The organism is Embleya sp. NPDC005971 (assembly GCF_040629175.1).
In the GTDB taxonomy this organism is placed as follows: domain Bacteria; phylum Actinomycetota; class Actinomycetes; order Streptomycetales; family Streptomycetaceae; genus Embleya.
The window spans coordinates 31,718-55,849 of record NZ_JBEXUX010000048.1 but is presented as its reverse complement, the minus strand read 5'-3'; the positions used below and the strand labels follow the sequence as shown (position 1 = coordinate 55,849).

At 71.7% G+C, this 24,132-nt stretch carries 21 protein-coding genes and 1 tRNA gene; 9 read left to right on the top strand and 13 right to left on the bottom strand.

Annotated features, from left to right (window positions below):
* The first annotated feature begins 78 nt into the window (after positions 1 to 78).
* From ABZ374_RS33270 to ABZ374_RS33260, 3 genes are all read left to right on the top strand, one after another.
* Positions 79 to 588, top strand: coding sequence for a MarR family transcriptional regulator (locus tag ABZ374_RS33270; protein ID WP_360318288.1), 510 nt, complete (start codon positions 79 to 81; stop codon positions 586 to 588).
* Positions 589 to 1,011: 423 nt separating this feature from the next.
* A complete protein-coding gene (locus ABZ374_RS33265) occupies positions 1,012 to 2,538 on the top strand; it encodes a putative PEP-binding protein (protein ID WP_360318285.1) in 1,527 nt (508 codons plus the stop codon).
* Positions 2,539 to 2,595: 57 nt separating this feature from the next.
* The gene (locus tag ABZ374_RS33260) at positions 2,596 to 3,174 is read left to right on the top strand and encodes a pyridoxamine 5'-phosphate oxidase family protein (RefSeq protein ID WP_360318282.1); all 579 of its coding nucleotides are present in this window, start codon (positions 2,596 to 2,598) and stop codon (positions 3,172 to 3,174) included.
* 46 nt (positions 3,175 to 3,220) lie between these two features.
* On the opposite strand, the gene ABZ374_RS33255 is transcribed toward ABZ374_RS33260, so the two are convergent.
* Positions 3,221 to 3,886 carry a hypothetical protein gene (locus ABZ374_RS33255; RefSeq protein ID WP_360318280.1) on the bottom strand — a complete coding sequence of 222 codons (666 nt, stop codon included), beginning with the start codon at positions 3,884 to 3,886 and terminating at the stop codon, positions 3,221 to 3,223.
* A 393-nt stretch (positions 3,887 to 4,279) separates the two neighbouring features.
* On the opposite strand from ABZ374_RS33255, the gene pcaD reads away from it, so the two are divergent.
* Both pcaD and ABZ374_RS33245 read left to right on the top strand, forming a co-directional pair.
* Complete coding sequence (gene pcaD / locus ABZ374_RS33250; protein ID WP_360318277.1) at positions 4,280 to 5,062, top strand: 3-oxoadipate enol-lactonase; 783 nt, start codon at positions 4,280 to 4,282, stop codon at positions 5,060 to 5,062.
* A gap of 320 nt (positions 5,063 to 5,382) precedes the next feature.
* On the top strand, positions 5,383 to 6,204 hold the full coding sequence (locus ABZ374_RS33245) for an IclR family transcriptional regulator (protein ID WP_360318274.1): 822 nt from the start codon (positions 5,383 to 5,385) through the stop codon (positions 6,202 to 6,204).
* A 21-nt stretch (positions 6,205 to 6,225) separates the two neighbouring features.
* On the opposite strand, the gene ABZ374_RS33240 is transcribed toward ABZ374_RS33245, so the two are convergent.
* The 3 genes from ABZ374_RS33240 to ABZ374_RS33230 all read right to left on the bottom strand — a co-directional run bounded on the left by ABZ374_RS33240 (position 6,226) and on the right by ABZ374_RS33230 (position 8,959).
* A complete protein-coding gene (locus ABZ374_RS33240; RefSeq protein WP_360318271.1) occupies positions 6,226 to 6,840 on the bottom strand; it encodes a hypothetical protein in 615 nt (204 codons plus the stop codon).
* Positions 6,841 to 6,968: 128 nt separating this feature from the next.
* Positions 6,969 to 7,685: a hypothetical protein gene (locus tag ABZ374_RS33235; RefSeq protein ID WP_360318268.1), complete on the bottom strand. Its 717-nt coding sequence runs from the start codon at positions 7,683 to 7,685 to the stop codon at positions 6,969 to 6,971.
* 698 nt (positions 7,686 to 8,383) lie between these two features.
* The gene (locus tag ABZ374_RS33230) at positions 8,384 to 8,959 is read right to left on the bottom strand and encodes a TerD family protein (RefSeq protein ID WP_020555158.1); all 576 of its coding nucleotides are present in this window, start codon (positions 8,957 to 8,959) and stop codon (positions 8,384 to 8,386) included.
* A 248-nt stretch (positions 8,960 to 9,207) separates the two neighbouring features.
* On the opposite strand from ABZ374_RS33230, the gene ABZ374_RS33225 reads away from it, so the two are divergent.
* Positions 9,208 to 9,711 carry a flavin reductase family protein gene (locus ABZ374_RS33225; protein WP_360318265.1) on the top strand — a complete coding sequence of 168 codons (504 nt, stop codon included), beginning with the start codon at positions 9,208 to 9,210 and terminating at the stop codon, positions 9,709 to 9,711.
* Positions 9,712 to 9,717: 6 nt separating this feature from the next.
* Here the strand turns inward: ABZ374_RS33225 and ABZ374_RS33220 are convergent, their stop codons facing one another.
* Together ABZ374_RS33220 and ABZ374_RS33215 are read right to left on the bottom strand one after the other, a co-directional pair.
* Entirely contained in the window at positions 9,718 to 10,350 is a 633-nt protein-coding gene (locus ABZ374_RS33220; RefSeq protein ID WP_360318262.1) for a response regulator transcription factor, read from the bottom strand.
* Positions 10,347 to 11,540 (bottom strand): sensor histidine kinase, encoded by a 1,194-nt coding sequence (locus ABZ374_RS33215; protein ID WP_360318259.1) that lies wholly within the window; start codon positions 11,538 to 11,540, stop codon positions 10,347 to 10,349. The genes ABZ374_RS33220 and ABZ374_RS33215 overlap by 4 nt, the downstream gene beginning before the upstream one ends.
* Before the next feature lie 970 nt (positions 11,541 to 12,510).
* Between ABZ374_RS33215 and ABZ374_RS33210 the strand changes: the two genes are divergently transcribed.
* Positions 12,511 to 13,566 (top strand): cupin, encoded by a 1,056-nt coding sequence (locus ABZ374_RS33210; protein ID WP_360318256.1) that lies wholly within the window; start codon positions 12,511 to 12,513, stop codon positions 13,564 to 13,566.
* Positions 13,567 to 13,616: 50 nt separating this feature from the next.
* Here the strand turns inward: ABZ374_RS33210 and ABZ374_RS33205 are convergent, their stop codons facing one another.
* The 3 genes from ABZ374_RS33205 to ABZ374_RS33195 all read right to left on the bottom strand — a co-directional run bounded on the left by ABZ374_RS33205 (position 13,617) and on the right by ABZ374_RS33195 (position 18,451).
* Positions 13,617 to 15,884, bottom strand: a complete 2,268-nt coding sequence (locus tag ABZ374_RS33205; protein ID WP_360318253.1) for an excinuclease ABC subunit UvrA — start codon at positions 15,882 to 15,884, stop codon at positions 13,617 to 13,619.
* A gap of 201 nt (positions 15,885 to 16,085) precedes the next feature.
* Positions 16,086 to 18,377, bottom strand: a complete 2,292-nt coding sequence (locus ABZ374_RS33200) for a hypothetical protein (RefSeq protein ID WP_360318251.1) — start codon at positions 18,375 to 18,377, stop codon at positions 16,086 to 16,088.
* Positions 18,377 to 18,451: transfer RNA gene (locus tag ABZ374_RS33195), tRNA-Ser, on the bottom strand. The genes ABZ374_RS33200 and ABZ374_RS33195 overlap by 1 nt, the downstream gene beginning before the upstream one ends.
* 328 nt (positions 18,452 to 18,779) lie before the next feature.
* Between ABZ374_RS33195 and ABZ374_RS33190 the strand changes: the two genes are divergently transcribed.
* Positions 18,780 to 19,604, top strand: coding sequence for an AfsR/SARP family transcriptional regulator (locus tag ABZ374_RS33190; protein WP_360318248.1), 825 nt, complete (start codon positions 18,780 to 18,782; stop codon positions 19,602 to 19,604).
* Between the two features lie 71 nt (positions 19,605 to 19,675).
* Here the strand turns inward: ABZ374_RS33190 and ABZ374_RS33185 are convergent, their stop codons facing one another.
* Positions 19,676 to 20,596, bottom strand: a complete 921-nt coding sequence (locus tag ABZ374_RS33185; protein WP_360318246.1) for an NADP-dependent oxidoreductase — start codon at positions 20,594 to 20,596, stop codon at positions 19,676 to 19,678.
* Between the two features lie 101 nt (positions 20,597 to 20,697).
* Here ABZ374_RS33185 and ABZ374_RS33180 point away from each other — a divergent pair, with 101 nt between their 5' ends.
* On the top strand, positions 20,698 to 21,666 hold the full coding sequence (locus ABZ374_RS33180) for a helix-turn-helix domain-containing protein (protein ID WP_360318243.1): 969 nt from the start codon (positions 20,698 to 20,700) through the stop codon (positions 21,664 to 21,666).
* Between the two features lie 9 nt (positions 21,667 to 21,675).
* On the opposite strand, the gene ABZ374_RS33175 is transcribed toward ABZ374_RS33180, so the two are convergent.
* Genes ABZ374_RS33175 through ABZ374_RS33165 form a run of 3 tightly spaced genes read right to left on the bottom strand, consistent with a single transcriptional unit; the run spans position 21,676 to position 24,123 of the window.
* Complete coding sequence (locus tag ABZ374_RS33175; protein ID WP_360318240.1) at positions 21,676 to 22,446, bottom strand: methyltransferase domain-containing protein; 771 nt, start codon at positions 22,444 to 22,446, stop codon at positions 21,676 to 21,678.
* Between the two features lie 13 nt (positions 22,447 to 22,459).
* Entirely contained in the window at positions 22,460 to 23,272 is an 813-nt protein-coding gene (locus ABZ374_RS33170) for an LLM class flavin-dependent oxidoreductase (RefSeq protein WP_360318237.1), read from the bottom strand.
* Positions 23,269 to 24,123, bottom strand: coding sequence for an alpha/beta fold hydrolase (locus tag ABZ374_RS33165; protein ID WP_360318234.1), 855 nt, complete (start codon positions 24,121 to 24,123; stop codon positions 23,269 to 23,271). Before ABZ374_RS33165 ends, ABZ374_RS33170 begins: the two co-directional genes overlap by 4 nt.
* Positions 24,124 to 24,132 lie beyond the last annotated feature (9 nt).

Sequence of the window (24,132 nt, the reverse complement as noted above, 5' to 3'; positions counted from 1 at the left end):
GCACACCTAGACTGTGGAACGCCCGCCTCCGCCATACGAAACCGTACGGCGCTGCTTCCCCTTCGGAGGAATCGTCCAGTGCCCCCGTCAGCCGAGTCGCCCACGCCCTCCTCGGATCGACACGAGGCGCGGCAGCACGTCCAGACCGCGCTCGAACGCCTGATCCGACTCCAGCAGAGCCGTCGCGTGCACGGCGAACTCACCTCCGCCTCGCGCGCCCAGGTCTCGCAACCCGCGGTGGTGTTGCTGGCCCGGTTGCAGGCGGGCGGCGGCGGGCTGGCCATCGGCGATCTGGCCAAGCTCGCCCGGATGGACATGTCGCTGGTCAGCCGGGAGCTGCGCAAGCTGGAGGCCGACGAACTGGTCACCCGGACCACCGACGCGCGGGACGGTCGGATCACCCGGGTGGGACTGACTCCCAAGGGCCGAGGTGTGGTCCGTCGGCTGCGCCGGGTGCGCGATCGGCACTTCGAGGAGGCGCTGTCCGGCTGGACGGACGACGACCTCGCCACGCTCGGCGCGCTGATGGGGCGCTTCGTGGACGACCTGTCCGCGGTTCGCTATCGCGAGGCCGACGAGACGGGCTGAGTCCGCGCCGGTGCGACCGCCGGGCGGGGTTGCGCTGTGCTCGATGCGCGGCCGGTGCGTGGCCGGCGCGGTGGCTGTTGCGGTGGCCGGCGGGTGCCTGTCGAGATGCCTGTTGCGGTGTCGGCGAACGTCGACTCCGCGTTCGGGTCCCCCACTTCCCCTTTTGTGCGTCCCACCGTCCCCATCCGCCCCCTTTGCGCACAACCCGGCTGGACACGGTCCGTGTGTCCACCAGACTGTGTCGCGGGACCGGGTGGTTGTCTTGTGCCGGGTCGAACCGGTGTCGTGCCGGCAACCGTTACCGCTCACGGCACCCGCGCGCCCACCGGCGCGGGTCGACGTGCGGCGGTTGGACGACGTGGGAAGAAGGGGACACAGCGTGGGAGAGCTGCACTGGGCCGACCGCGACCGTGCCCGGGTCGCATGAGCACGGTACTGCGCGGCACGGGGGTCGCACCGGGTTCCGCGGTCGGTCGGCTCGTGGTGGCCCGGGTCGGAGCAGGCGGTGTACCGGCTCCGGCGGCACCGGCCGACATCCCGGAGGCGCTGGACACCGTGGCCCGGCACATGGACGATCTGGCCGGCGCGCTGCGTACCCGCGGGCGGTCGGCGGAGGCGGACATCGTCGACTTCGCCGCCCTGATCGCGCGGGACCGCGAACTGCGGGACGGCGTCGCACTACATCTGGCGAGCGGTCTGGCGCCGATCGACGCGCTGGCGGCGGCGGTACACGATTTCGCCGACCTGCTGGCCGGCTTCGACGACGAACTGATCGCCGAGCGTGCGGTGGACGTACGCGATGTGGGCCGACAGGCCGAGGCGCTGCTGCGCGGCGAGGATCCGACCGGCGGGCAACTCCCGGGCGGGGCACCTGCGGTGCTGGTCGGTGCCGAGCTCGCGGCGATGGACCTGTTGCGCGGCCCCCGGCCGGCGGCGGCGGTCTCCGAGCGGGGCGGGCCGACCGGGCATCTGGCCATCGTGGCGCGGTCGTTGGGGATACCGCTGGTGCTGGGCATCCCGGTGGCGGCGCTGGCCGACCTGGCCGAGGACCTGATCCTGGTGGACGGCGAGGCGGGTACGGTCGAGGCCAACGCCGGTGCGCGGGTGCGTACCATTCCGGCGCCTCGACGGGTGCCCGGTGGCGGCGCGGGACAGGCGATGACCCGGGACGGGCGGCGGATCCGGGTGCGGGCGAACGTGGCGACCGTCTCGGACGCGCTCGCCGCGGCCGAGGCAGGCTCCGAGGGAGTCGGCCTGCTGCGTACCGAACTTCCTTTCCTGGCCGAGGAGTCGGGTTGGCCGGACGAGGAACGGCAGGTGGCCGTGCTGGCGCCGGTGTTGGCCTCGGTGCCGCCGGGGCCGGTCGTGGTGCGCACCCTGGATTTCACCGGTGACAAACGACCGCCGTTCCTGCGCGACCGGCGCATGACGCTGCCCGGATCGGAGGCGCTGACCGCGCAGTTGCGCGGGATCATGCGCGCGGCGGCGGAGACGGGGGTGGAGGTCGCGCTGTTGTTGCCGATGGTCGACCATCCCCGGCGGATCAAGCATGTTCGGGGTCTGCTCGCCGCCGCGTGCGGTGAACTGGGCCTGGCCCCGCCGCCGTTGGGCGCGATGGTGGAACTGCCACAGGTGCTCGCCCAGGTGGACGACCTCGCCGAGCACGCCGACTTCCTGTCGCTGGGCACCAACGACCTGACCTCCCGGTTGCTCGGGTTGAGCCGGGACGACCCGCGGCTGACCCCCGCGTCGGCGGCGCATCCGCGGGTGTTGGACGCCATCGCGCAGACCATCCGGGCCGGGCACGCCCGGGGGCGCGCGGTGTCGCTGTGCGGGGACGCGGCGGCGGATCCGGCGGTGTTGCCGCATCTGGTCCGGCTCGGTTGCGACGCGGTGTCGGTGGCGCCGGCCGCGCTGTCGCGGGTACGGGCGGCGGTGCGGGCATGCTGACGGCGCCGTCGGGGGTGCCGAAGGGGGGCCGAACGGGGCGGCGCGGATAATGCGGACATGGGAAAGACGTATGAACGCATGGACGGCCGCCTGCGAAAGTTCATCGAGGACCAGCCGGTCTTCTTCGTGGCGAGCGCGCCGCTCGCCGAGGACGGGCATGTCAACGTGTCGCCCAAGGGTCGCTCCGGCACGCTCGTCGTGCTGGACGAAACGACGGTGGCCTACCTGGACTTCGGCGGCAGCCACGCCGAAACCATCGCGCACCTGCGGGAGAACGGCCGGATCACGCTGATGTGGTGCGCGTTCGAGGGCCCGCCGAAGATCGTCCGGGTGCACGGGATCGGCGAAGCGGTCTTCCGCGACGATCCGCGCTTCGCCGACCTGGTGGCCCGGTTCGGCGACGCGGACGCGAGCGGGCTGCGCGCGGTCGTGGTGGTGCGCGCGACGTTGATCAGCGACACGTGCGGCTACGCGGTCCCGTTCATGGACTACCGCGAGGAGCGCACGCTGCACGAGGAGTTCCTGGCCCGCAAGACGGACGCGGAGTTCGCCGAGTACACCGGCAGCAAGCCCTACAACGTGGCGAGCATCGACGGCCTCCCCGCCGTCCCGCTGCCCCTCCCGTCGCGCGGCTAGCCGGTCGTCGGGCCGGGCGGCTCCGGGAGGAGCGGGCGCGGGCGGGTCAGCCGGGGTGCGGGCCGCCCTGCTGCGGATACTGCGCGTACGGGTTCGGGGCCTGCGGCGGGTAGCCGACGGGGGGCTGCGGGGGCTGGGCCGGGTACGGGTTCGTGGGCTGCGGGGCCTGGGCCTGGGCCGGGTACGGACTCGGGGTCGGCGGGGCTTGGCCGGGGTACGAGTTCTGTTGTGCTGCGTACGGGTTGGGCGCCTGGGCGGCGTAGGGCTGCTGTTGGCCGCCGGAGGCGGTGTACGCGTCGATCAGGAAGCGGAAGATCCATTCGCCCTCGGCGCGCCACGGGCGGGGGAAGTTGAGCTTGGCCGGGCGGTCCCGGCCCGGGAACCAGAAGTGCATCCGGCTCCAGGTCGTGTTGATCTTCAGCTCGGAGAGCAGTGCGCCGGCCTGGGCGTGGGTCAGCGCGTAGGCGACCTCCTTGGGCCTGCTGGAGAGCGCGCTCGCCCGATGGAACATCACCCCCTGCTGGGTGACCGTGAAGAAGTAGTAGTCGGACATCGACGCCCCGATCAGTGCGCCGATTCCGCCGAACAACGCGAACAACATCGGGTTCGGGCCGCGGACCACGAACATCGTGGCGAGCGGCTGATCGCCCGGGTTGGCGGCGGCCACCGCCTCCGCGACCTGCCGTTGCATCGTTGCCTTGCGGACCGCCATGTGCGTCGCCTCCCCGTGAGGCCGCCACCGCGATTGCGGCAGGGCGATCAGAGGCTAACGGTGTGCTCGGGCCCGGTGGTCGCGGTCGGGCAAAGAATCCCGGTCCGATCCGGCGCCCGGGCCTTGGGCTTCCGCTGGGCGGAAGTCGGGCGCCCGTTGGTGGCGGGCGACCGGAGACCGTGTGGGTACGAGCCGGCTCGGTGGCGGCGCGCGACGCGGAAGCCGGCCGGTCGGGGCAGGTCGGACCTCGGCGCGAAACGGCCGGCACCTTCGTGATCTGCTGGGGTCGTTGGACGAGGCGGTTTTCCATCCGGCCGCCTGCTTCGGCTCGGCCCCGGCTCTGCTCGGCCGGGCGCTCGCGCACCATCGCACCGTGTTCCAAGAGAAGGACCAATGACGATCGCCACGCTCAACCACCGCTTCGACGGCCCGGCCGACGCCCCGGTGTTGATCCTCGGCCCCTCGCTGGGCAGCGAACTGGGCATGTGGGACGCACAGATCCCGGAACTGTCCCGGCACCACCGGGTGCTGCGCTACGACCTGCGCGGACACGGCACATCCCACCCGGTACCGGGTACGGCCTCGGTCGGTGATCTGGTCGGCGACGTGCTCACGTTGGCCGATTCGTACGGCATCAAGCGGTTCGCCTACGCGGGCATCTCGCTCGGCGGGGCGGTCGGTCTGTGGATGGGCGTGCATCATTCCGAGCGGCTGACCGCCCTGGTCTCGTGCTCCTCGTCGGCGCGCTTCGGCGAGCCGGAGCCGTGGCTGGAGCGGGCCGCGACGGTGCGCTCGCGGGGCATGCGGGAGTTGGCCGACACGGTGATCCGGCGCTGGTTCACGCCCGAGTACGCCACGCGCGAGCCGGCCGAGGTGCGGCGCATCCTGGACATGCTGTACGGGTGTCCGCCGGAGGGTTACGCGGGGTGCTGCGAGGCGCTGGCGCGGTACGACCTGCGGTCGGAGCTCGGGCGGATCGACGTGCCCACGTTGGTGATCGGTGCCGAGCGGGATCCGTCGACGCCGATCGAGCAGGCGCGGGAACTGGCTGCGGGGATTTCGGGGGCCACGCTGGTGGAGGTCGGCGATGCGGCGCATTTGGTGAACATCCAGCAGGCCGAGGTGGTCACTTCGGCGATCTCCGCGCATGTGGCGGCGGGGCGCGCGGGAGGGTGAATCCTGGCCTGCGGCCGGATTTTGTCCTCGAACGCCGGACGGGCTGGGGGTGACGGTCGGTTCGGTGGGTGGGGCTGCGGTTGGTGGGTGGGGGCCTTGTTCGTCCTCAATCGCCGGACGGGCTGAAGGGGGCAGGCGTTCGGCGGGTGGGGAGCTTTGGTCTTCCTCGGACGCCGGACGGCTGAGGGGGTGGTCGGTTCGGTGGGTGGGTTGGGGTTGGTGGGGGCTTTGGTCTTCCTCGGGTGGGGGACGGGCTGGAGGGGGTTGGTGGGGGTGGGGGCGGGGATTGGGTGGGGGAGGTTGTTCGGTTGGAGGTCGGGATGACGCCGGGCACGGTTGCCGGGAAGGTGATGGCCATCCTGGGTGCGTTTGCGGCGGGGGATGGGCGGTTGCGGCTGACGGAGGTGTGTCGGCGGGCGGATCTTGCGCCGGCCACCGGGCATCGGCTCATGGCCGAGTTGGTCGCCGGCGGGTTTCTGGAGCGGCTGGACGACGGGTCGTATCGGGTCGGGGTCAAGCTGTGGCACATCGGTACCCAGGCGCACGCCGCGACCGACCTGCGCGATCTCGCGTTGCCGCATATGGAGGACCTGTACGAGGCGACGCACGAGAACGTCCAGCTCGCGGTGCTGCGCGACGGCAAGGCGCTCTACCTGGAGCGGCTGCGCGGCACCCGCTCGATGCCGATCGTCACCCGGGTGGGTACCGAACTGCCGCTGCACGCCACCGGTGTCGGCAAGGTGCTGCTCGCGTACGCGCCGGGGCAGTTGCGCGAGCGGGCGCTGTCCGAGCCGCTTGCCGCGCACACGTCGCGGACCATCACCGATCCGGACCGGCTGCGCGAGTGCCTGACCGAGGTCCGTCGCACGGGTGTGGCCACCACGTCGGGCGAGATGACCGTCGGCGCGCACTCGGTGGCGGCGCCCGTCCGGGACCGGCACGACACCGTGGTCGCCGCGCTGTCGCTGGTGACCGGACGCCGTACGGCCGACCTGCGGCGGCTGATCCCGACCGTGACGACCGCCGCGCGGGCGCTGTCGCGGGACGTGGCCCAACATTGGAGCGGCAGCGCGGACATCGGCGGTGACGCGGATTGGGGCACGGGTGGGCGCGCGGATGGGGACTCTCACCCACGTGGGTGACAGTCCCCGGTAGCGCGTCGGTCAGAGTTTCAAGATCGCCTGCACGAACGAGCGGTACTTGTGCAGCGCCAGCCGCAGTTGCTCGGTGTCGTCTCCCGCCGCGCGCCGGACCTGCTCCAACTCGTCGCGTCGGGCCTGGATCGCGTCGGTCACCAGCTTGGTGAGCCGCGCGGCCACCTCGTCGGCGTCGGAGACCGCGTCGGCGGGGCTGTCCACGAAGGCCGCGAGGGTGTCCCGGAAGCGCGCGTGCAACTCTTCGCCGGTCTCCCGGTCGAACAGCGGCTCCGCGGCGGGGCCGGTCCGGCGCGACGTCTTGCGCGCGGTCGGCGTGCGGTTCGACGAACTCCGTGCACCGGCTCCCGCCGAGGGCGCCGGCGGTGCGCTGTCGGCCGCGTTCCGGACCGGGAGGACCGACGTCCCGTATGGCTCCACGTCGTCGTGCCGGCGGTGCGGGAGGCCGGCCACGGACGGCGGCTCGGTGGGCGCCGGCGGGATCCCGCCGGAACCCGGACCGGCGCCGTCGGTGACGCGGGCCTGGCGGGCGGCGCGGTCGCGTTCGTCGCGTTCGACGACGGGAGCGTCGTCCCGGCCGGGACCGGCGGTGCCCGGTCCGCTCGGGGAATTCTGCTTGCGCATCGGTATGGGTCCTCTCGTCCGGTACGACTGGCGGTGGCGCCGTTCCTCCGAGCGTTCCCCCGTTCAGGACCGCTCTTTCCGTTGTCCGTGACCACTCGGTGTCCGGGGGCGCCCGGGCGGGCGTTCGGTCAGCGGGTTTCCGGCTTCGTGGTATCCAGGCGGGGGCCCTTGGCGTCCTGGTCGGCCTGCCACGCGTCGGTTCGTTCGTTCCGCGTCGAGCCGGTGGTGCGGGGGGCGCCGGCGGTGTCGGTCGGGTCGGTCGCGCCGGTCGGGTGGGGAGCGGTCCTCGTGCCTTCGCTGCGGCGCGGCCGGTAGGGCTGACCGAGCAGGTCGTCGAACAGGGCGCGGTGGTGGATCATCGCCTGGCGAAGGTCCTCGGTCTCGGCCTGGCCGGCCTCGCTGCGTCGGGCGATCTCGTGCGCCTGGCGGTAGTGGTTCAGCGTGTGGCCGTGTTCGACGGACAGCAGTTCCATCCGCTTGTCGTGTGCACCGGTGGGGTAGCCGCGCTCGCGCATCAGTCGGCTGATCAGCTCGTCCGCCGCCTGTACCGCGTCGTCCGGAGCGTCCACGAACCGTTCCTGGACCTCGGTCCACTCGGTCGCGTACTGCTCTCGGGCGGCCGGGTCCAGCGGTTCGAGCTTGAGTTCGTTGTGCCGACGCTCGCGGTCGACCAGATTGCGTTCGGCCTCGCGTCGGTCGCCGTACTGCTCGACGGCCCGATCGTACTCGGGGCCGAATCGCGTTTGGAGATGCCTGCGTCGCAATATCGAACGGCCTGCGAAGGCTGCGGCGGCGAGGGCGACGACGATCACCACGGCCAGGATCACGGTCGCTGTCGGGTTCACGGGGACTCCCAGGTGGGTCGGGGCTTGGATCGTGCGGTTTCGGTGGAACCTTGGAGGCACTTCGTGTATTGGCGGTTTTTGCTCGTGCACACATGACTTGCCGGGAGTGGGCGGGCCAAACTCCTTGCGTGTGGCGGGGATTCCGGTTGGGCTGGGTTCGCCTCAAGCGCCGGCGGGGCTGGGTGGCCTCAAACGCCGGCCGGGCTGTTTCGCCTCAAGCGCCGGCGGGGCTGGGTGGCCTCAAACGCCGGCCGGGCTGTTTCGCCTCAAGCGCCGGCGGGGCTGGGTGGCCTCAAGCGCCGGCCGGGCTGGTTCGCCTCAAGCGCCGGCGGGGCTGGGTGGCCTCAAACGCCGGCCGGGCTGGTTCGCCTCAAGCGCCGGCGAGGCTGGGTGGCCTCAAACGCCGGCCGGGCTGGGTTCGCCTCAAGCGCCGGCGGGGCTGGGTGGCCTCAAACGCCGGCCGGGCTGGGTTCGCCTCAAACGCCGGCGGGGCTGGGTGGCCTCAAACGCCGGCCGGGCTGGGTGGCCTCAAGCGCCGGTCGGGCTGGTTGTGCTTGTGCGTTGGGTGGGCTGGGTTTGGCTCAAGGAGGAGTGGGGCTGGGTGGTTTTGAAGGTGGGTGGGGTGGTCCCGGGGTCGGGGTGTGGAAACGCCGGCCGGGGTGTGGCCCGGCCGGCGTTCGGGGTTGCTTGGGGTGGGGTCAGACGCTGACGCCGAAGTCCTTGGCGATGCCGGCGAGGCCGGAGGCGTAGCCCTGGCCGAGGGCGCGGAACTTCCAGTCGGTGCCGGCGCGGTAGAGCTCGCCGAAGAGCATCGCGGTCTCGGTGGACGCGTCCTCGGAGAGGTCGTAGCGGGCGAGTTCGACGTTGTCGGCCGCGTTCAGTACGCGGATGAACGCGTTGCGGACCTGGCCGAACGACTGCTTGCGGTTGTCCGCGTCGTAGACCGAGACCGGGAAGACGACCTTGTCGACGTCCGCGGGGAGCTGCGCGAGGTTGACCTTGATCTGCTCGTCGTCGCCCTCGCCCTCACCGGTGCGGTTGTCGCCGGTGTGCTCGACGGTGCCGTCCGGGGTCTTCATGTTGTTGAAGAACACGAAGTGCTGGTCCGAGTAGACCTTGCCGGTCGCGTTGACCACGATGGCGCTCGCGTCGAGGTCGAAGTCCTCGCCCGTGGTCGTGCGCAGGTCCCAGCCGAGGCCGACGACGACCGCGGTCAGGCCAGGGGCCTCCTTGGTCAGGGAGACGTTTCCGCCCTTGCTCAGGCTCACGGCCATGGGTGTTCCTTCCAGAGGATGTATGACGTCGCGGACGACGCTACTGCTACTGATCCGGACGTGCAGCAGGCACACGTAAGTTCCCGAACGCGCCGAAAGGGGCCGTCAAGGTGGCGGTGATCACGGGGCGGAAGCCCGCTCCAGGTTATTGACGGTTCGTCAGTTCCGCCGTTCAATGGCTGGGACAAAAAGGCATACGACTATTAGTCATATGCAAGAAATCCAGCTTCGGACCCCTGGGGGCAGCCATGTCCAGCGCAACGACGCCGTCGGCCGGGATCGATCAGGCGCGGATGCGTCAGGTCATGGGCCACTTCGCCACCGGCGTCACGGTGGTCACCGCGATCCACGACGGCGCGCCCGTGGGCATGGCCTGCCAGTCGTTCACGTCGTTGTCGCTGGAGCCGGCGTACATCTCGATCGCTCCGGCGCTCACCTCGACGACCTACCCGAGGGTGCGCGCGGCCGGCCGGTTCGTGGTCAACATCCTCGCCGAGGACCAGCAGGACGTGTGTCGTGCGATGGGCCGCAGCGGCGGCGACAAGTTCGTCGACGTCGACTGGGCGCCCGCCGACAACGGTGCTCCGCGCCTGGCCGGCGCGGTGGCCTGGATCGAGTGCGACATCGCGCACGAGTTGCCCGGCGGCGACCACGTGATCGTGATCGGCGCGGTCACCGCCCTGGACCTGCTGCGGGACACCGCGCCGCTGATGTTCCACAAGGGCCGGTACGCGCGCCTGATCGCCGGGTAGCGCGGCCTATCTGCCGGCGCCGGGCAGCAGCCCGTCCGCCATGGCCACCGTGACGGCGGCGGTGCGGTCGGCCACGCCGAGCTTGTTGAAGGTGCGCAGCAGGTGCGTCTTGACGGTGGCCTCGCCGATGTACAACTCGCGGCCGATCTCGGCGTTGGTCATCCCACGTGCGACCAGGCCGAGCACCTGCGTCTCGCGCGGGCTCAGCGCGTCGCGGACCGGTGCCTGCAACCGGGTGACCAACTTCGCGGCCACCGGCGGGGCGAGCACGGTCTCGCCCCGGGCGGCGGCGCGGATCGCGGCGGCCAGTTCCAGCCGAGGGGTGTCCTTGAGCAGGTAGCCGGTGGCGCCCGCCTCGACCGCGCGCACGATGTCGCCGTCGGTGTCGTAGGTGGTCAGGATCAGTACCTGCACTCCGGGCAGTTCGCGCACGATCCGCCGGGTCGCGGCGACGCCGTCGGTGCCCGGCATCCGCAGGTCCATCAGCACCACGTCCGGCCGCAACTCGGCGGCGCCGGCCACCGCCCGTTCCCCGTCCTCGACGGAGGCGACCACCTCGAAGTCGGCCTCGGCCGCGAGCATGCCCGCCAGGCCCTCGCGCACCACGGGATGGTCGTCGGCGATGAGCAGCCGGATCACTGCGGTACCTCCACCCGTACGGTCGTGCCTCGGCCGGGTGCCGAGAGCAACTCGACCTCGCCGCCGACCTGCGCCAGCCGCGCCCGCATTCCGGGAAGACCGTATCCCCCCTTCCCCCGCCCCGGTTCGAAGCCTCGTCCGTCGTCCACCACGGTCAGCCGGGTGGCGAACGGACGGTAGGCCAACTCCACCGTCACCGAACGGGCGTCGGCGTGTTTGCGGATGTTGGCGAGCGACTCCTGAAGCACTCGTACCAACACCACCTGGATCGTCGAGGACAGCTCGTGTTCGACGCCGGCGACCTGGAACGTCGCGGACACCTCCAACTCCTCGCCGAGTCCGGCGACCGTGCGACCGAGCAACTCGCCGATCGGCTCGGCACGCTCCGCGCCGCCCGCCGGCCCCTGGGCGGCGACCAGGGCGCGGGCCTCGGCGAGGTTGTCCCGGGCCACCCGCTCGGCCAGCTCCAGGCGTTTGCGGGTGGCGGTGGCGTCCGAGTCCACGGTGATCCCGGCCGCCTGGAGCAGCATCAGGATGCTGGTGAAGCCCTGTGCGAGCGTGTCGTGGATCTCGCGCGCCATGCGCTCGCGCTCGACCCGCACTCCCGCCTCGTGGTGCGTCGCGGCCAGCTCGGCCCGGGTCGCCTCCAACTCGCGCAGCAGCCGTCCGCGCTCCTGCACCTTGGCGGCCAGCCAGTTGATGATCCGGGCCATCAGAAAGCTGAAGCCGAGCGCGACCACCATCTCGGCCAGGATCCTGATCACCCGATCGTGCGCCCAGTGCGCCTCCCGGGCCTGGAACGCGCCGTGCACGCCGAAGAGGTAGACGCCCGCCGCCATCGCCGGGAGCATGCGCTCGATGAACGTGAAGGTCAGCGGCATCAATACGTACATCAGGGCGATCCGGTCGGGATCGACCGTGCTCAGCGCGGTCACTCCGCCATACGCGAGTACCAGGTGGATCTGCCCACGCCGATCCCACGTGTACGGATCCACCCCGGGCGGGAGCAGCAGCCGGAACGACACCGGCAGCAGTACGAGCACCACCAGGCACCACGGCGGTTGGTCCGCGCCGAACTCGGCGGCGGTGGTCGCGGCGAGGATGAAGTAGGCGTAGCGGTACGCGGTGAGCAACTTGTTTCCGAAGAGGATCTCCTCCTCGTCGATCGGGGCGGGTATCGGGGTGCTCACCGCACCGGCCCCGGGCACCGCACCGGTGGGGTTCGCCGCATTTACCGCATCAACCGCATGTGCCGCGTTCAACGCTCGTTCCCGCTCCAGTCGAAGGTCCCGATCCACACGACCAAGCCGAGCACACCCCACCCGGCGAGCACCAGCGCCACCCGGCCGGTTCCCGGCTTCCGGCCGGCTCGATCGCCTGGAACGTGTCCGGCAGGAAGACCGAACGCATCCCCTGGATCAGCCGTTCGAGCGGGAACAGCGCCGCGAACCGTCGCACACCGGCCGGTGGTTCGTTCAGGTCGAGGCCGACGTCTTCCAGGGCGGTCGGGTGATGGTCGGCTCCGGTATCTCGCCGCCCGGGCGCACGGTCAGCTCCGCCACGTCCGCCGATTCCCGGAGCACGATGCCGATCCGGGTCCGCCGGCGCGAACCCGCGCTCGCCGGATGCCGGCCCGGGAGCGCGACCTCGCCCGCGTCCCGGGAGCGGTAGCCCTCGGGATCTCGGTCGTCGTGGTCTTGCCCGCCCCGTTCGGGCCGAGCAGCGCGAAAATCTCGCCTCGGTACACGTCCGGGTCGAGGCCGTCCACCGCCGGGCGGCCTCGGTGGCTCCGGCGCAACCCGCGCACCGTGATCACCGAGTCGGGGTGGGTGCGGGTCGGGCGCCGGCGCTGTGTCGTCATGCCTCGACGATGGCGGGTGCGGGTCGGGCGGCGGGTCGTACGAACGACGGACGCCGGCTGTCCGTCGGTCGGTGGACAGCCGGCGCGGGACCGGGCGGACGCGGTCGGCCTCGGGCCCATCCGTCGACGGTGGTCGACGCGGAGCGGGCGTGTGTGCGGTCGGCCGACGGGTCGGCGGGGTCGTCCGGGGCAGGCGTGCGGTGTATCGCGTTGCCGGTGTGAGACTTCCCGCTCCCTGCGACAACCGGTCCGGTGGCACCATGGCAGGACCGGGGGAGTCGCTCGTGAAGGGATTTCGGATGACCGCGCAGCCCGAGGTGACGGCCGATCAGCACCGGTCCGGAGAGCGGGAATCCGCGCTCTTCGACCCCACCGTCGCGGCGCCGCCACTGGTGGACGTGGCCCGATTCGGCTTCGAGGGGCCGCTTGCGGCGACCGCCGCCGCGTGGAGTGCGGACGCGGTCTACTGGGAGTACACGAAGGCGGCCAACCCGATCGGCGCCGGATACACGACGCCCGTCCCGGTGGAGCGTTTCCCGGCCGAACTGCACGCCGGCGGAGTCACCCGGGTGATCCCGCTCGATCTGGCCGAGCCGATGCGGATCGCGGGCGGCCCGGCGACCAGCCCGGCGCTGCTGGCCAACTTCGTCCGGATCAACGCGGGCGACCGGCTCGCGGTGCGGCCGAACGCGACCTCGCAGCTCTACTACGTCATGTACGGACGGGGCATGTCGCTGGTCGGCGGCCAGGCGGTGGAGTGGGAGAAGGGCGACTTCCTGGTGCTGCCGGACCTGGGCGAGATCACCCACCACGCGGCGCAGGATTCGGTTTTCTATTGGGTGCACGACGAGCCGTTGCTGCGCTACCTCGGGGTCACCCCGAATCAGGCCCGATTCCGGCCGACCAAGTTCTCCCGGCATCGGGCGGTGGAGGAACTCACCCGGATCGCCGAAGCCCCCGGTGCCAACGCCAAGAACCGGGTCAGTGTGTTGCTGAACACCGTCGACCAGGACCAGACGCTGACCGTCACGCACACCCTGTGGGCGATGTTCGGCCTGCTTCCGGTGGACCAGATCCAACGCCCGCACCGGCACCAGTCGGTCGCCCTGGACCTGATCCTGGACTGCGAGCCGGGCTGCTTCACGCTGCTGGGCGATCGGCTCGACGAGCACGGCGAGATCGTCGATCCCCAGCGAGTGGATTGGCAACCAGGGGGCGCGTTCGTGACGCCGCCGGGAAAGTGGCATGCCCACCACAACGAGTCCGGTAGTCCCGCGCACCTGATCCCGATTCAGGACGCGGGCCTGCAGACCTATCTGCGCAGCCTGGACATCCGCTTCAGCGACCGGCGTTGAGCCTGGGGGGTGGGGCGGCGGTCGGCCGCACGCCCCACCCCGTCTCGGCTCTACCGCCGGTTCGCGTCCCGGTCGAGGTTGCGACGCAGGTATTCGCCGGTCAACGAGTGTTCCGCGGCCAGGAGTTGCTCGGGCGTGCCCTCGAAGACCACCGTGCCGCCGTGCTTGCCGCCGTCCGGACCCAGGTCGATCACCCAGTCGGCGCGACCGACCACGTCCAGGTTGTGCTCGATCACCAGGAGCGTGTTGCCGCCGTCGACCAGCCGGTCCATCAGCGCGATCACGGTGTCCACGTCGGACATGTGCAGTCCCGTGGTCGGTTCGTCGAGCACGTAGACGCTGCCGGTCTTGTGCAACTCGCCCGCCAGCTTCAGCCGTTGCCGTTCGCCGCCGGAGAGCGTGCCGAGCGGCTGGCCCAGTGTGACGTAGCCCAGACCGACCTCGGCGAGCGCGGCCAGGTGCGGCCGGATGCGCTTCTCGGTGAAGAACTCGTGCGCGTCCTCGACGGTGAGGGCCAATACGTCGATGATCGACTTGCCGCGCAGCGGATGTCCCAGCACCTTGTCGTCGAAGCGCCGCCCCTCGCAGCGCTCGCAGATCGTGGTCACCGGATCCATGAAGGCCATCTCCACGGTGATCGAGCCGCGTCCCTGGCAGGCCGGGCAGGCGCCGGCCGAGTTGAAGCTGAACAGGCCCGGCCGCTCGCCACTCGCCTTGGCGAACAGGGCCCGGATCGGGTCCATGATGCCGAGGTGACTGGCGGGCGTGGAACGGGAGTTGGCCACGATGGCGGCCTGGTCGATGACGATCGTGTCCGGGTGCGCGCCGGTGAACACCTCGGACACCAGGGTGCTCTTGCCGGAACCCGCGACGCCGGTGAACACGGTCAGCACCCCGGTCGGGATGTCCACGTCGACATGCTTGAGGTTGTGCAGGCTCGCGCCGCGCACCGGGATGTGCCCGGTGGGGGTGCGGTAGTCGGTCTTGACCACCGTGCCCCGATTCAGGAAGCGGCCGGTGAGCGTGTCCGAGTCGATCAATTCCTTGACGGTGCCCGCGAAGACGAGTTCGCCGCCGTGCGACCCGGCCTGCGGGCCCATGTCGATCACGTGGTCGGCGACCGCGATCACGTCCGGGTCGTGCTCGACCACGAGCACGCTGTTGCCCTTGTCCCGAAGCGCGACCAGGAGTTCGTTGAGTCGGTGCACGTCGCGCGGATGCAGGCCGACGCTGGGCTCGTCGAAGATGTAGGTCATGCCGGTGAGGCTGGAGCCGAGGTGGCGGACCATCTTGAGCCGCTGTCCCTCGCCGCCGGAGAGCGTGGAGGTCTCCCGGTCCAGGCTGAGGTAGGACAGACCGATGCCTACGATCCGCCGCAGTGCGGCCGAGGCGGCCTCGGCCACCGGGCCGCCGATCGGGTCGTCGATCCCGGCCAACACCTCGATCAGATCGCCGACTTCGAGCGCGCAGTGGTCCGCGATGTTGCGCCCGTCGATCCGTGCGGCCAGTACGGCCGGGTTGAGCCGGGCGCCGGCGCAGTCCGGGCAGGGGCCCTCGGTCAGGAACGCCTCGACCGCCTCCCGGGTCTTGGCGCCGAGCGTGGACACGTCGCGGTTGACGTAGAGCCGGTCGAAGCGGGTGTACAGGCCCTCGAAGGTGACGTTGGCCGTGCCGTCCGGGGTGACCCACTTGAACTTGATCACCCGGTCCGGGTCGCCTCGGGTGAGCAGGGCGAACTCGGCATCGGTGTAGTCGGCGATCGGCTTGTCGTTGTCGAAGAGTCCGGACGCCTGGTAGATCCCGACCGCGAGCAGACCGAGCACGAACGCGCCGTCGTTGAGCGATCGGGAGTGGTCCAACAGGCGGGAGTGGTCGGCCCGGACGGTCCGGCCGATGCCGTCACAGGTGGTGCACATGCCGCTCGGGTCGTTGAACGAGTACGCCCCGGGGGTGCCCGCCGAGGGTTGGGCGATGCGGGAGAACAGCACCCGCAGGAGCGGATTGATGTCGGTCATCGTGCCGACCGTCGAGCGGGAGTTGGACCCGATCGGCTTCTGGTCCACCACGATGGCCGGCGACACGTTCTCGATCGCGTCGGCGTGCGGGCGTTCGTGACGCGGGAGGAACTTGCGCTCGAACGCGGAGAAGGTCTCGTTGAGTTGCCGCTTCGATTCGACCGCGACGGTGTCGAAGACGATCGACGATTTGCCGGACCCGGACGGACCGGTGAAGACGACGATCCGGTCCTTCGGGATGCGCAGCGAGACGTCCTTGAGGTTGTTCTCGCGCGCGCCGGTGATGACGATGTCGTTGATCATGCGGCTCCGTAGCTGGTCGACGGCGGGCCTCGACGGGCCCGGAACGATCGCGCGTGGGCGGGGACGGACACGACCGGACCAAAGATCGTACGGGTGGGCACCGACACGGTGGGCGCGGCGAACGGGGGTTGCCGGCAGGCGGACCCGTGTGCCCCAGACCTGTGTGGCGCGGACACGTGTGCGGCCCGCACCGCGACCGCCTCAGCCGCGCAGGAAGTGCCCGCCGGTCGTCCAGCCGGTGAGGCGGCGGCCTCGCCCGCCGCCGACCGCCTCGTACCGGTCGAAGCGGTCGCCCTCGGCGATGGCGCGCAGGCCGAACACCACGGGAGCCAGTCGGCCGGCCACCGGGTCGCCCCAGAGCGCGATCTCCTCGTCGAGCCGGGCCAGCGCCCGGATTTCCGCGTCCTCGTCGAGCATCGAGAGGTGGAACACCACCTGGCGCCACGCGTACGCGGCGTCCTTGATGGTGGCCAACGGCCGCATCTGCCACTCGGCGTGCTCGGTCAGTCGGCACACCGTGACGAACGCGCGGTGCGCCGCCTCGGCCCACCCGGCCCGCGGCGTGATCCCGACGGGTCCGGCCAGCGTGGCCAGGTTGTGCGTGGTCAGGATCTGCGCCTGCTCGATCACCATGCCGTTGGCGGCCGGCGATCGTCGTCCGCCGGCAGGCACGTCGGCCCGCTCGCGACACAGCAGGGCGAAGCGCTCCGCGGCGGTCCGCGCGGGTGCGATCCGGGTCGCGGCCACGTCGCCCAGCTCAGCGATCGCCGCGTAGTCGATGTCGTAGTAGACCTCGTACAGGCTCCCCGCCAAGAGCTCCGCGGCGATCTTCGCCGCGGCGAGGAACTTCGGTGCGAAGCGGCCGGTGAAGATGTCCGCGGCCAGTTCCTCGACCCACGGCAGCCCGGTCTCGGCCGCCCGGCTCAGCGTGGACAGCTCGCCCACCAGCGGATTGGGCAGGATCGTCCCGGGAAAGCCGTGCACGGCCAACTCCCCCAGGTGCACGAGGGTGCGCCGGGCGGCGCCCCGGCCCTCGGCGGCGGCGCCGTCCCGGTACCGGGCCACCGCCGCGACCCAGGGCAATTCCTCGGCGCGCACCTGGTGGGCCAGGTCCAGCAGCAACAACGAACGACGCCGACCGAACGCCCGGTGATGCGCCGCCATCAGCGTGCGCAGGGCGTCGTCCGGGTACGCCCGCGTGCTGCTCGCGGCGACCAACTGCGGTACCAACTCGGCCAGGACCTCGGCGGACGGCACCAGACCGCGTTCGATCAGCGTGTCGATCGGGGCGCTCAGCGTGCCCTCCAGGATGCGCCGGATCGCCGGCGGAATCGCCGTTCCGGCGGGCAGACCCGTGGTCGACGCCTCGATCGGGTCCACCGGGGCGGTCAGCGCGTCGACGTCCTCGGTGCCGATGTCCTGGGGACGCTCGGCCAGCCGGCGCAGCACCACCGCCGCCAGGGCGTGTTGGGTGGGTAGGGCCGCCTCGGCCGTCTGCCGGGCCCGCAGCGCCTCGTGGGCGGCGCCGGCGGGAGCGCCGCGTCGGGTCACCATCGCCTCGATCGCCCGGGCGAGCAGGCCCAGGCGCCGGGCGTCGAGTGCGCGGCCGGCGAGGTGGTCGGCGAGTGCGGTGCGCAGGATCGCCGCGTTCTCCTTGGGCCGGCGGTGCTTGGTGCACAGCGGATGCTCGGCGGCCAGTACGCGATGGCGGGCCAGGAGGGCGTGGCCGCGCTCGGCCCAGCGGGTGTCCGGAGTGCGAGCCAAGACGCGACCGGCCTCGACGGTCTCCAGCCAGTGCGCCAGGAGCGCGTCGGCGTAGGGGTTCCAGACGGTCAGGGCCTCACGCATGGCGGCCACGGCCGGGTTCGGCGGGCGGGCGGCGATCCGCGCGTGCGCCTCGCCGACGCTGGTGCGGAAGGTGTCGGACGGATCGGGCACGGGCGCGGCCGTGGGCCTGGGCGCGAACCGCAGTCGATCGGCGAACGGCGCGATGGCCTCGACCAGTTCGAGCGCGCCGTCGGTGTCGCCGGTCCGGAGCAGCCAGGCGACCACGAGCAGCGCCGTCTCCTCCGGCAACTCCGCGTCGTAGGTGCCGCTTTCCAACAGCGCGGTCAATTCGGCCAGGCCCGCCACGGAGAGGTGGTGCGCGAACAGCGCGCCGCGCTCGGCGGGCAGCCCGATCCGCCCCGCGAGGTCGATCTCGTGCGGCCGCAACTCGCCGCCGGCGGCCGGGTGTCCGGTGGCGAAGCCGCCCCGGACCACTTCCGGGGTGACCCATTCGGGGAACTCGCGCACGGGCCTGCGCGAGCCGATGTCCAGCACGCCGTCGCGCATGCCGCGAACCACGTCCTGCCAACGCCGTAGGCGCTCAACCGCGCCGGCCCGGGTGTCGGGATCCTCGTGGGTCAGGGCCGTGTGCAGTGCACGGGCGGATCGGAGCTGCGGATACGCTTCGCCGACGCGCACGGCGTCGGGCTTGTTCGTTTGATCCATGGCCGGCATGGCGGGTCCTGCCCCCGCGCCCTCCGGGTATCAAGCCCGGTGCTCTTCTGCTGAGCTACACGCCGCGATTCGCGGGGCTCAATGTATGTCGGTCCATCGGGCGGGACAAGGGATTATTTTCCGGGCCCGGGCCTTACGGGAGCCCGCCTCCGGGCCTTCCCGGGAGCCGGGCCCGCGCCTTCCCGGGAAGCCGGGCGGCGGGACGGGAGAGCCTGAGGGTCCCTCGACTGCGCGGCGGAGCGGAACCCCATCTGGTGATGTGTCGTCACTTTCCATATGACGAGGGGGATTCCGTCGCGCGGGCAGGTTGGGGAGCCACCGCGCAACGATGAGTCGGGGGGCTTGTCCTTCCAAGTGTTGGGACCGACCCGGGTTTTGGGTCCCGACGGAAGTGTGCTGAACATCGGACCGAGGCGGCAGCGCGAGCTGTTGACCCTGCTGTTGTTGCGGCCGGGGGTCGCGGTGCCGGTGGACCGCTTGGCCGAGGAGCTGTGGAACGGCCGCCCGCCGCCCGGCGCACGATCGACGTTGCATGCCTATCTGTCCGGCCTGCGCCGAGTGTTGGAGCCGGGGCGGCGGGCGCCCTATCGGGTCTTGACTACGCGCGATGACTCGTACGCCCTGGAGGTGCCGGCCGGCCGGCTGGACACCGGGCGGTGGCATGCGCTGGCCGAGGCGGGCCGGGCCGCGAGCGCCGCCGGCGCGTACGGCCGGGCGGACGAATTGTTGCGTGCGGCATTGGCGTTGTGGATCGGGGACGCGTTCGCGGAGTTGGGCGATCACGAGGTGGCGCAGGCCGAGCGGGCGCGACTGGCCGAGGAGCACACCGCGTTGTCGGAGGAGGCGGCCGAGTGCCGACTCGCGCTCGGTGCGCACGCGTCGGTGATCGGGGAGCTGATGACCCTGGTCCGGGAGCATCCGCTGCGGGAGCGTCCCCGGGCGCAACTCGCCCTGGCGCTCTACCGATCGGGGCGGCAGGCGGAGGCGTTGGCGGCGCTGGAGGCCGGTCGGCGGTTGTGCGCGGAGGAGTTGGGTCTGGATCCGGGCCCGCGGCTGCGTGACCTCCAGGCGGCCATCCTGCGCCAGGACCCGATGCTCACCGCCCCGGATCGGCCGCCGGCGTCGACGTCGTCGGTGTGTACGGGCCGCCGGAGCTTCGTGGCCGCCCGCCCGCATCGGCCCTGCCCGCACCGGGGTTCGCCGTACCGACGCGGGTAGCGGGCGGTTGCGGGCGCGGGGCCGGTCGGTTGTGCGTGTCGTGATGTGCGCCACCGGCCGGCCCTTGCGGTTCAGACCGTCAGGACGATCTTGCCGGTGACCCGGCCGGTTTCCCCGCGTTCGTGTGCCTTGGCCGCGTCCGCCAGGGGGAACACCGAGTCGATCGCGGCCCGCAGCCGCCCCGTCTCGACCAGGGCCGCGATCTGCCGCATGGCAGCGTGGTCGGCCTCGACCAGCATCTCCGCGGCGCGGACCCCGTATCGCCCGACCTCCAAGTCTCCGACCTGGTTCACGATCGAGACGAGGATGCCGCCCCGGCGCAGGGTCGGCAACGAGCGTGGGCCGTATTCGCCGCCGACGCCGTCCAGGACGACGTCCACGTCCCGTACGACCGCGGCGAAGTCGGTCGTCGGGTAGTCGATCATCTCGTCGGCGCCCAACTCGCGGACGAAGTCGTGCTTGGCCGCGCGGGCGGTGCCGATCACGTAGGCGCCGCGCGCCTTGGCGATCTGTACGGCCAGGTGACCGACCCCGCCCGCCGCGGCGTGGATCAACACCCGCTGTCCGGCCCGCAGATCCGCCGTGTCCACCAGGGCCTGCCACGCGGTGGTCGCGGCCAGAGGCAGTGCCGCGGCCTGCACGTGGTCGATGTTCGTGGGCTTGCGCACCAGGTGGCGGGCCGCGGAGACCACGTACTCGGCGTGCGCGCCGTTTCCGTACGGGTACTTCAGCATGCCGAACACCTCGTCGCCCGGCCGGTGGATCGTCACTCCCAGGCCGACCGCCGCCACGACACCGGACACCTCCCAGCCGAGTACGAACGGTGGCCTGCCCAGGATCAGACCCGTGGCGCGGTGGATCCAGTCGGTCGGGTTGACGCCTGCCGCGCGCACCTCGACCAGCACCTCGCTCGGGCCGGGCGTCGGGCGCTCCGGTTCGATCACCTTCAGCACCTCGGGACCGCCCAGAACGTCCTGACTGACAGCGCGCATGCGACTTCTCTCCCGGTCCGAAGGATCCACCCGCACATCGTGGCGGCCGGGTCGACGCCGAGACGAGCGTCCGGAACGACATGATGTATACAATTCCGGACGTGAGAACAGTTGCGATAGCCGTCGCCGACGGGATCCTGCACTTCGAACTGGCCCTGGCCTGCGAGCTGTTCGGCACCGCGCCGCCGGTTCCGGTGGAGGACTGGTACCGGCTCGAGATCTGCGGGGCGGGCAGCGTGCGGGCCGACGGGCGCTTCCTGCTCGAACCCGATTGTGGCCTCGACCGGCTCCTCGTGGCCGACACCGTGATCGTCCCCGGGTGGGCCGATGTCGACCGGGAGCCGCCTGCGGACCTGGTCGACGCCGTGCGGGCCGCGCACGAGGCGGGCGCGCGGGTGGCCTCGCTGTGCACGGGCGCGTTCGTGCTGGCCGCGGCCGGTCTGTTGGAGGGGCGGCGGGCCACCACGCACTGGGCGCACACCGAGGTGCTGGCCGCGCGCCATCCCGGGGTCGAGGTCGACCCGGACGTGCTCTACGTCGACAACGGCAGCGTGCTCACCTCGGCGGGCAAGGCCGCCGCGATGGATCTGTGCCTGCACCTGGTCCGCCGCGACCACGGCTCGGTGGTGGCCAACGCGGTTGCCCGCAGGCTGGTCGTACCGCCGCACCGGGCGGGCGGGCAGGCCCAGTTCGTCGCCACCCCGATGCCCGAACAGCCCGACCATCCACTCGGCGAACTGCTCGCGTGGGCGACCGGACGGCTGGACCGGCCGCTGACGGTGGAGGACCTGGCCCGCCGGGCGAACATGAGCTCACGCCACCTCGGCCGGCACTTCCGATCGATGACGGGCACCACCCCGCTGCAGTGGTTGCTGACCCAGCGCATCCACCGGGCCCAGGAACTCCTGGAAACCACCGACGACAGCGTCGACGCCATCGCCGAGGCCACCGGCATGGGCACCGGAGCCACCCTCCGCCGCCACTTCAACCGCACCGTGGGCGTTCCCCCGGACGCCTACCGCCGCACCTTCCACCGCCGCCGCGCCGAACACCTCACCGCCCAGGGGTGAACCCCGGCGTCAACGTCGGCGGGCGGTGATCAGCCAGGCGCGGGAGTCGAGCCATACGCCGGCGGCGGTGGTGTGGGTGGCGAGCATCGTGTGCAGGCGGGCGAGTGCGTGTTCGGTGGCGGCGGGGGTCAGGCCGCCGAGCAGGTCGCGGGCCGGTTGCAGGTGGAGTACGGCCGCTTGCGCGTGGTCGGCGTCCGGGCCGTAGTAGACGGGTTCGCGTACGTCGGTGACCCGCACGGTGGTGAAGCCGGCCGTGGTCAGGGCGCTGGTTGCGACGTCCGGATCGGCCAGGGTGAAGGCGGCTTCGGTTTTGTCGGTCGAGGTGGTCGCCGATCGGCCGGGCGCGAGTGCCGCTCGGATCTCGGTGTCCCACTGCTGGTGGTCGCGGGGCTGCCAGACGAGTTGTGCGAAGAGTGCGCCCGGGCGCAGGGCGCGTGCGATGTTGGCGAACGCGGCGGTGGTGTCGGCGAAGAACATCGTGCCGAATCGGCTGACGGCTACGGTGAACTGCCCCGGCGGGAAGGGGTGGGTCTGGGCGTCGGCCCGGACGAAGTCGAGGTTGGCGAGTCCTTCCGTTTCGGCCTGTCGGCGGGCCTGCGTCAACATCGGGTCCGAGATGTCGATGCCGAGCGCGGTACCCGGGGAAGCGGCTCGGGCGGCGCGGCGGGTGATTTGGCCGGTGCCGCAGCCGATGTCGAGGACACGATCGCCGGGGCGGACGTCGAGGGCCTCCCAAAGGTGTTCGTGGTACCGGGCGAGTTCCGCGTCGTAGTCGAACAAGGCGATCGATTCCTTACCGTGCGGGGCCGTCGCGGAGCACACCGCGCACGGTGTCGAGCGGTACGCCCGGGTCGAGTTCCGGCAGCCACCATGTTGCGCCGGCCTGCGCGTACGGCTCGGGATCGACACCGGGCGGCAGTGCGACGGCGATGTCGTACGAGGCCATCTCGCCCCGGCGTAGTTCGGTGAGGGTGGCGACCGTCTCGGCGAGCCGGTCCGGGTGTTCCAGGTTGATCGGGAAGAAGCCGTCGAGCCGGGCGGCCCGACGGATCGGCCTGGGGCGGCCCGGGAATCCGGCGGCCCATACCGGCACGCCGGGCCGCTGGATCGGCCTGGGCAGGAAGGTGAGGTCGTCGACGGTGTAGTGCTCGCCGTGATGGCGCACCGGCTCGCCGGACCAGGCGGCGGCCAGGATCGCCAACGACTCGTCGAGCATGCGCCCGCGCCGCCGGTCGTCGAGTTGCTCGCCGGTCTTGGACAACTCGCCGCCGAACCGGTCGCCGCCGAGGCCGACGCCGAGGGTGAGGCGGCCGTCGCCGAGCCGATCCAGCGTCGCCGTCTCCCGGGCGACCTTGGCCGGCCGTCGGCGGGAGAGCGGCGACACCATCGGGCCGAGCCGCAGCCGCTCGGTCGCGGTCGCGATCGCCGCCAGCACGATCCACGGGTCGGCGACCCGGCTTACCGGCGCCTGCCAGGACAGGTGGTCCCACACGAAGCAGCCGTCCCACCCGGCCTCCTCCGCGTCGGCGGCGAGCCCCGCCACCACCCTCGGGTCGGCCAGGTCGTCGAAGAGCGGCAACCACAGTGCCGACCGCAACCGGCTCACGATCGGCCGCCTTGCGTGTGCCGGATCAGGGCCGAGACGAATTCGTCCCACACCGGCCTCGGCAGGTCGTGCCCGGCTCCCGCCAGGACCAGCAACTTTGCCCCGGGGATCGCCGCGCACAGCGCCTCGCCGTGCGGCAGCGGCAGCAGCGGGTCGTGATCGCCGTGCACCACGAGCGTCGGCGCCGCGATGTCGCCGAAGCCGCCTCGGGTCGGGCCGTCCTGGTCGATGGCGTAGTGGTTGACCAGCGTCGACGCGTAGTTCTTGGTGCGTGCCACATCGTGTTCGGCCAGTGCTCGCATCGCGGTCTCGTCGAAGTACGGCGAGCCGCCGGCGCACGCCCGCGCGCCGGCGATCACGTATTCGGCGAGCGCGGCGGCGTCGGAGGTGTCCGGCTCGGCCGGCATGGCCAGGTCGGCGGACGGTGGCGGCAGGTCGTCGGCGCCGGTCGAGCAGGAGAGGAAGGTCAGCGACGCGAGCCGATCGGGATGGTCCACGCCGAGGATGAGTCCGGCCCCGCCGAACATCGATTGGCAGACCACGTGGGCGCGTTCGATGCCCAGGGTGTCCAGGAGCGCGACCACGTCCAGGGTCAAGTCGGTGAACGAGTAGGCGGGTCGGCCCGGCGGGTAGGTGGTCGACCGGCCGGTGTCCCGGTGGTCGTAGCGGACCACGAACCGGCCGTGGGCGGCGATGCGTTCGCACAGATCGGCGTCCCACCACAACATCGAGGCGGACGACCCGGCGACCAGTACGACCGCGGGGGCCGTGCGGTCTCCGAAGGTCTCGACGCACAGTTCGACACCGTTGATGTGGAGGAGTTGCTCGCCGTGTGCTTGAGAAGAGGTCATGTCCGGAAC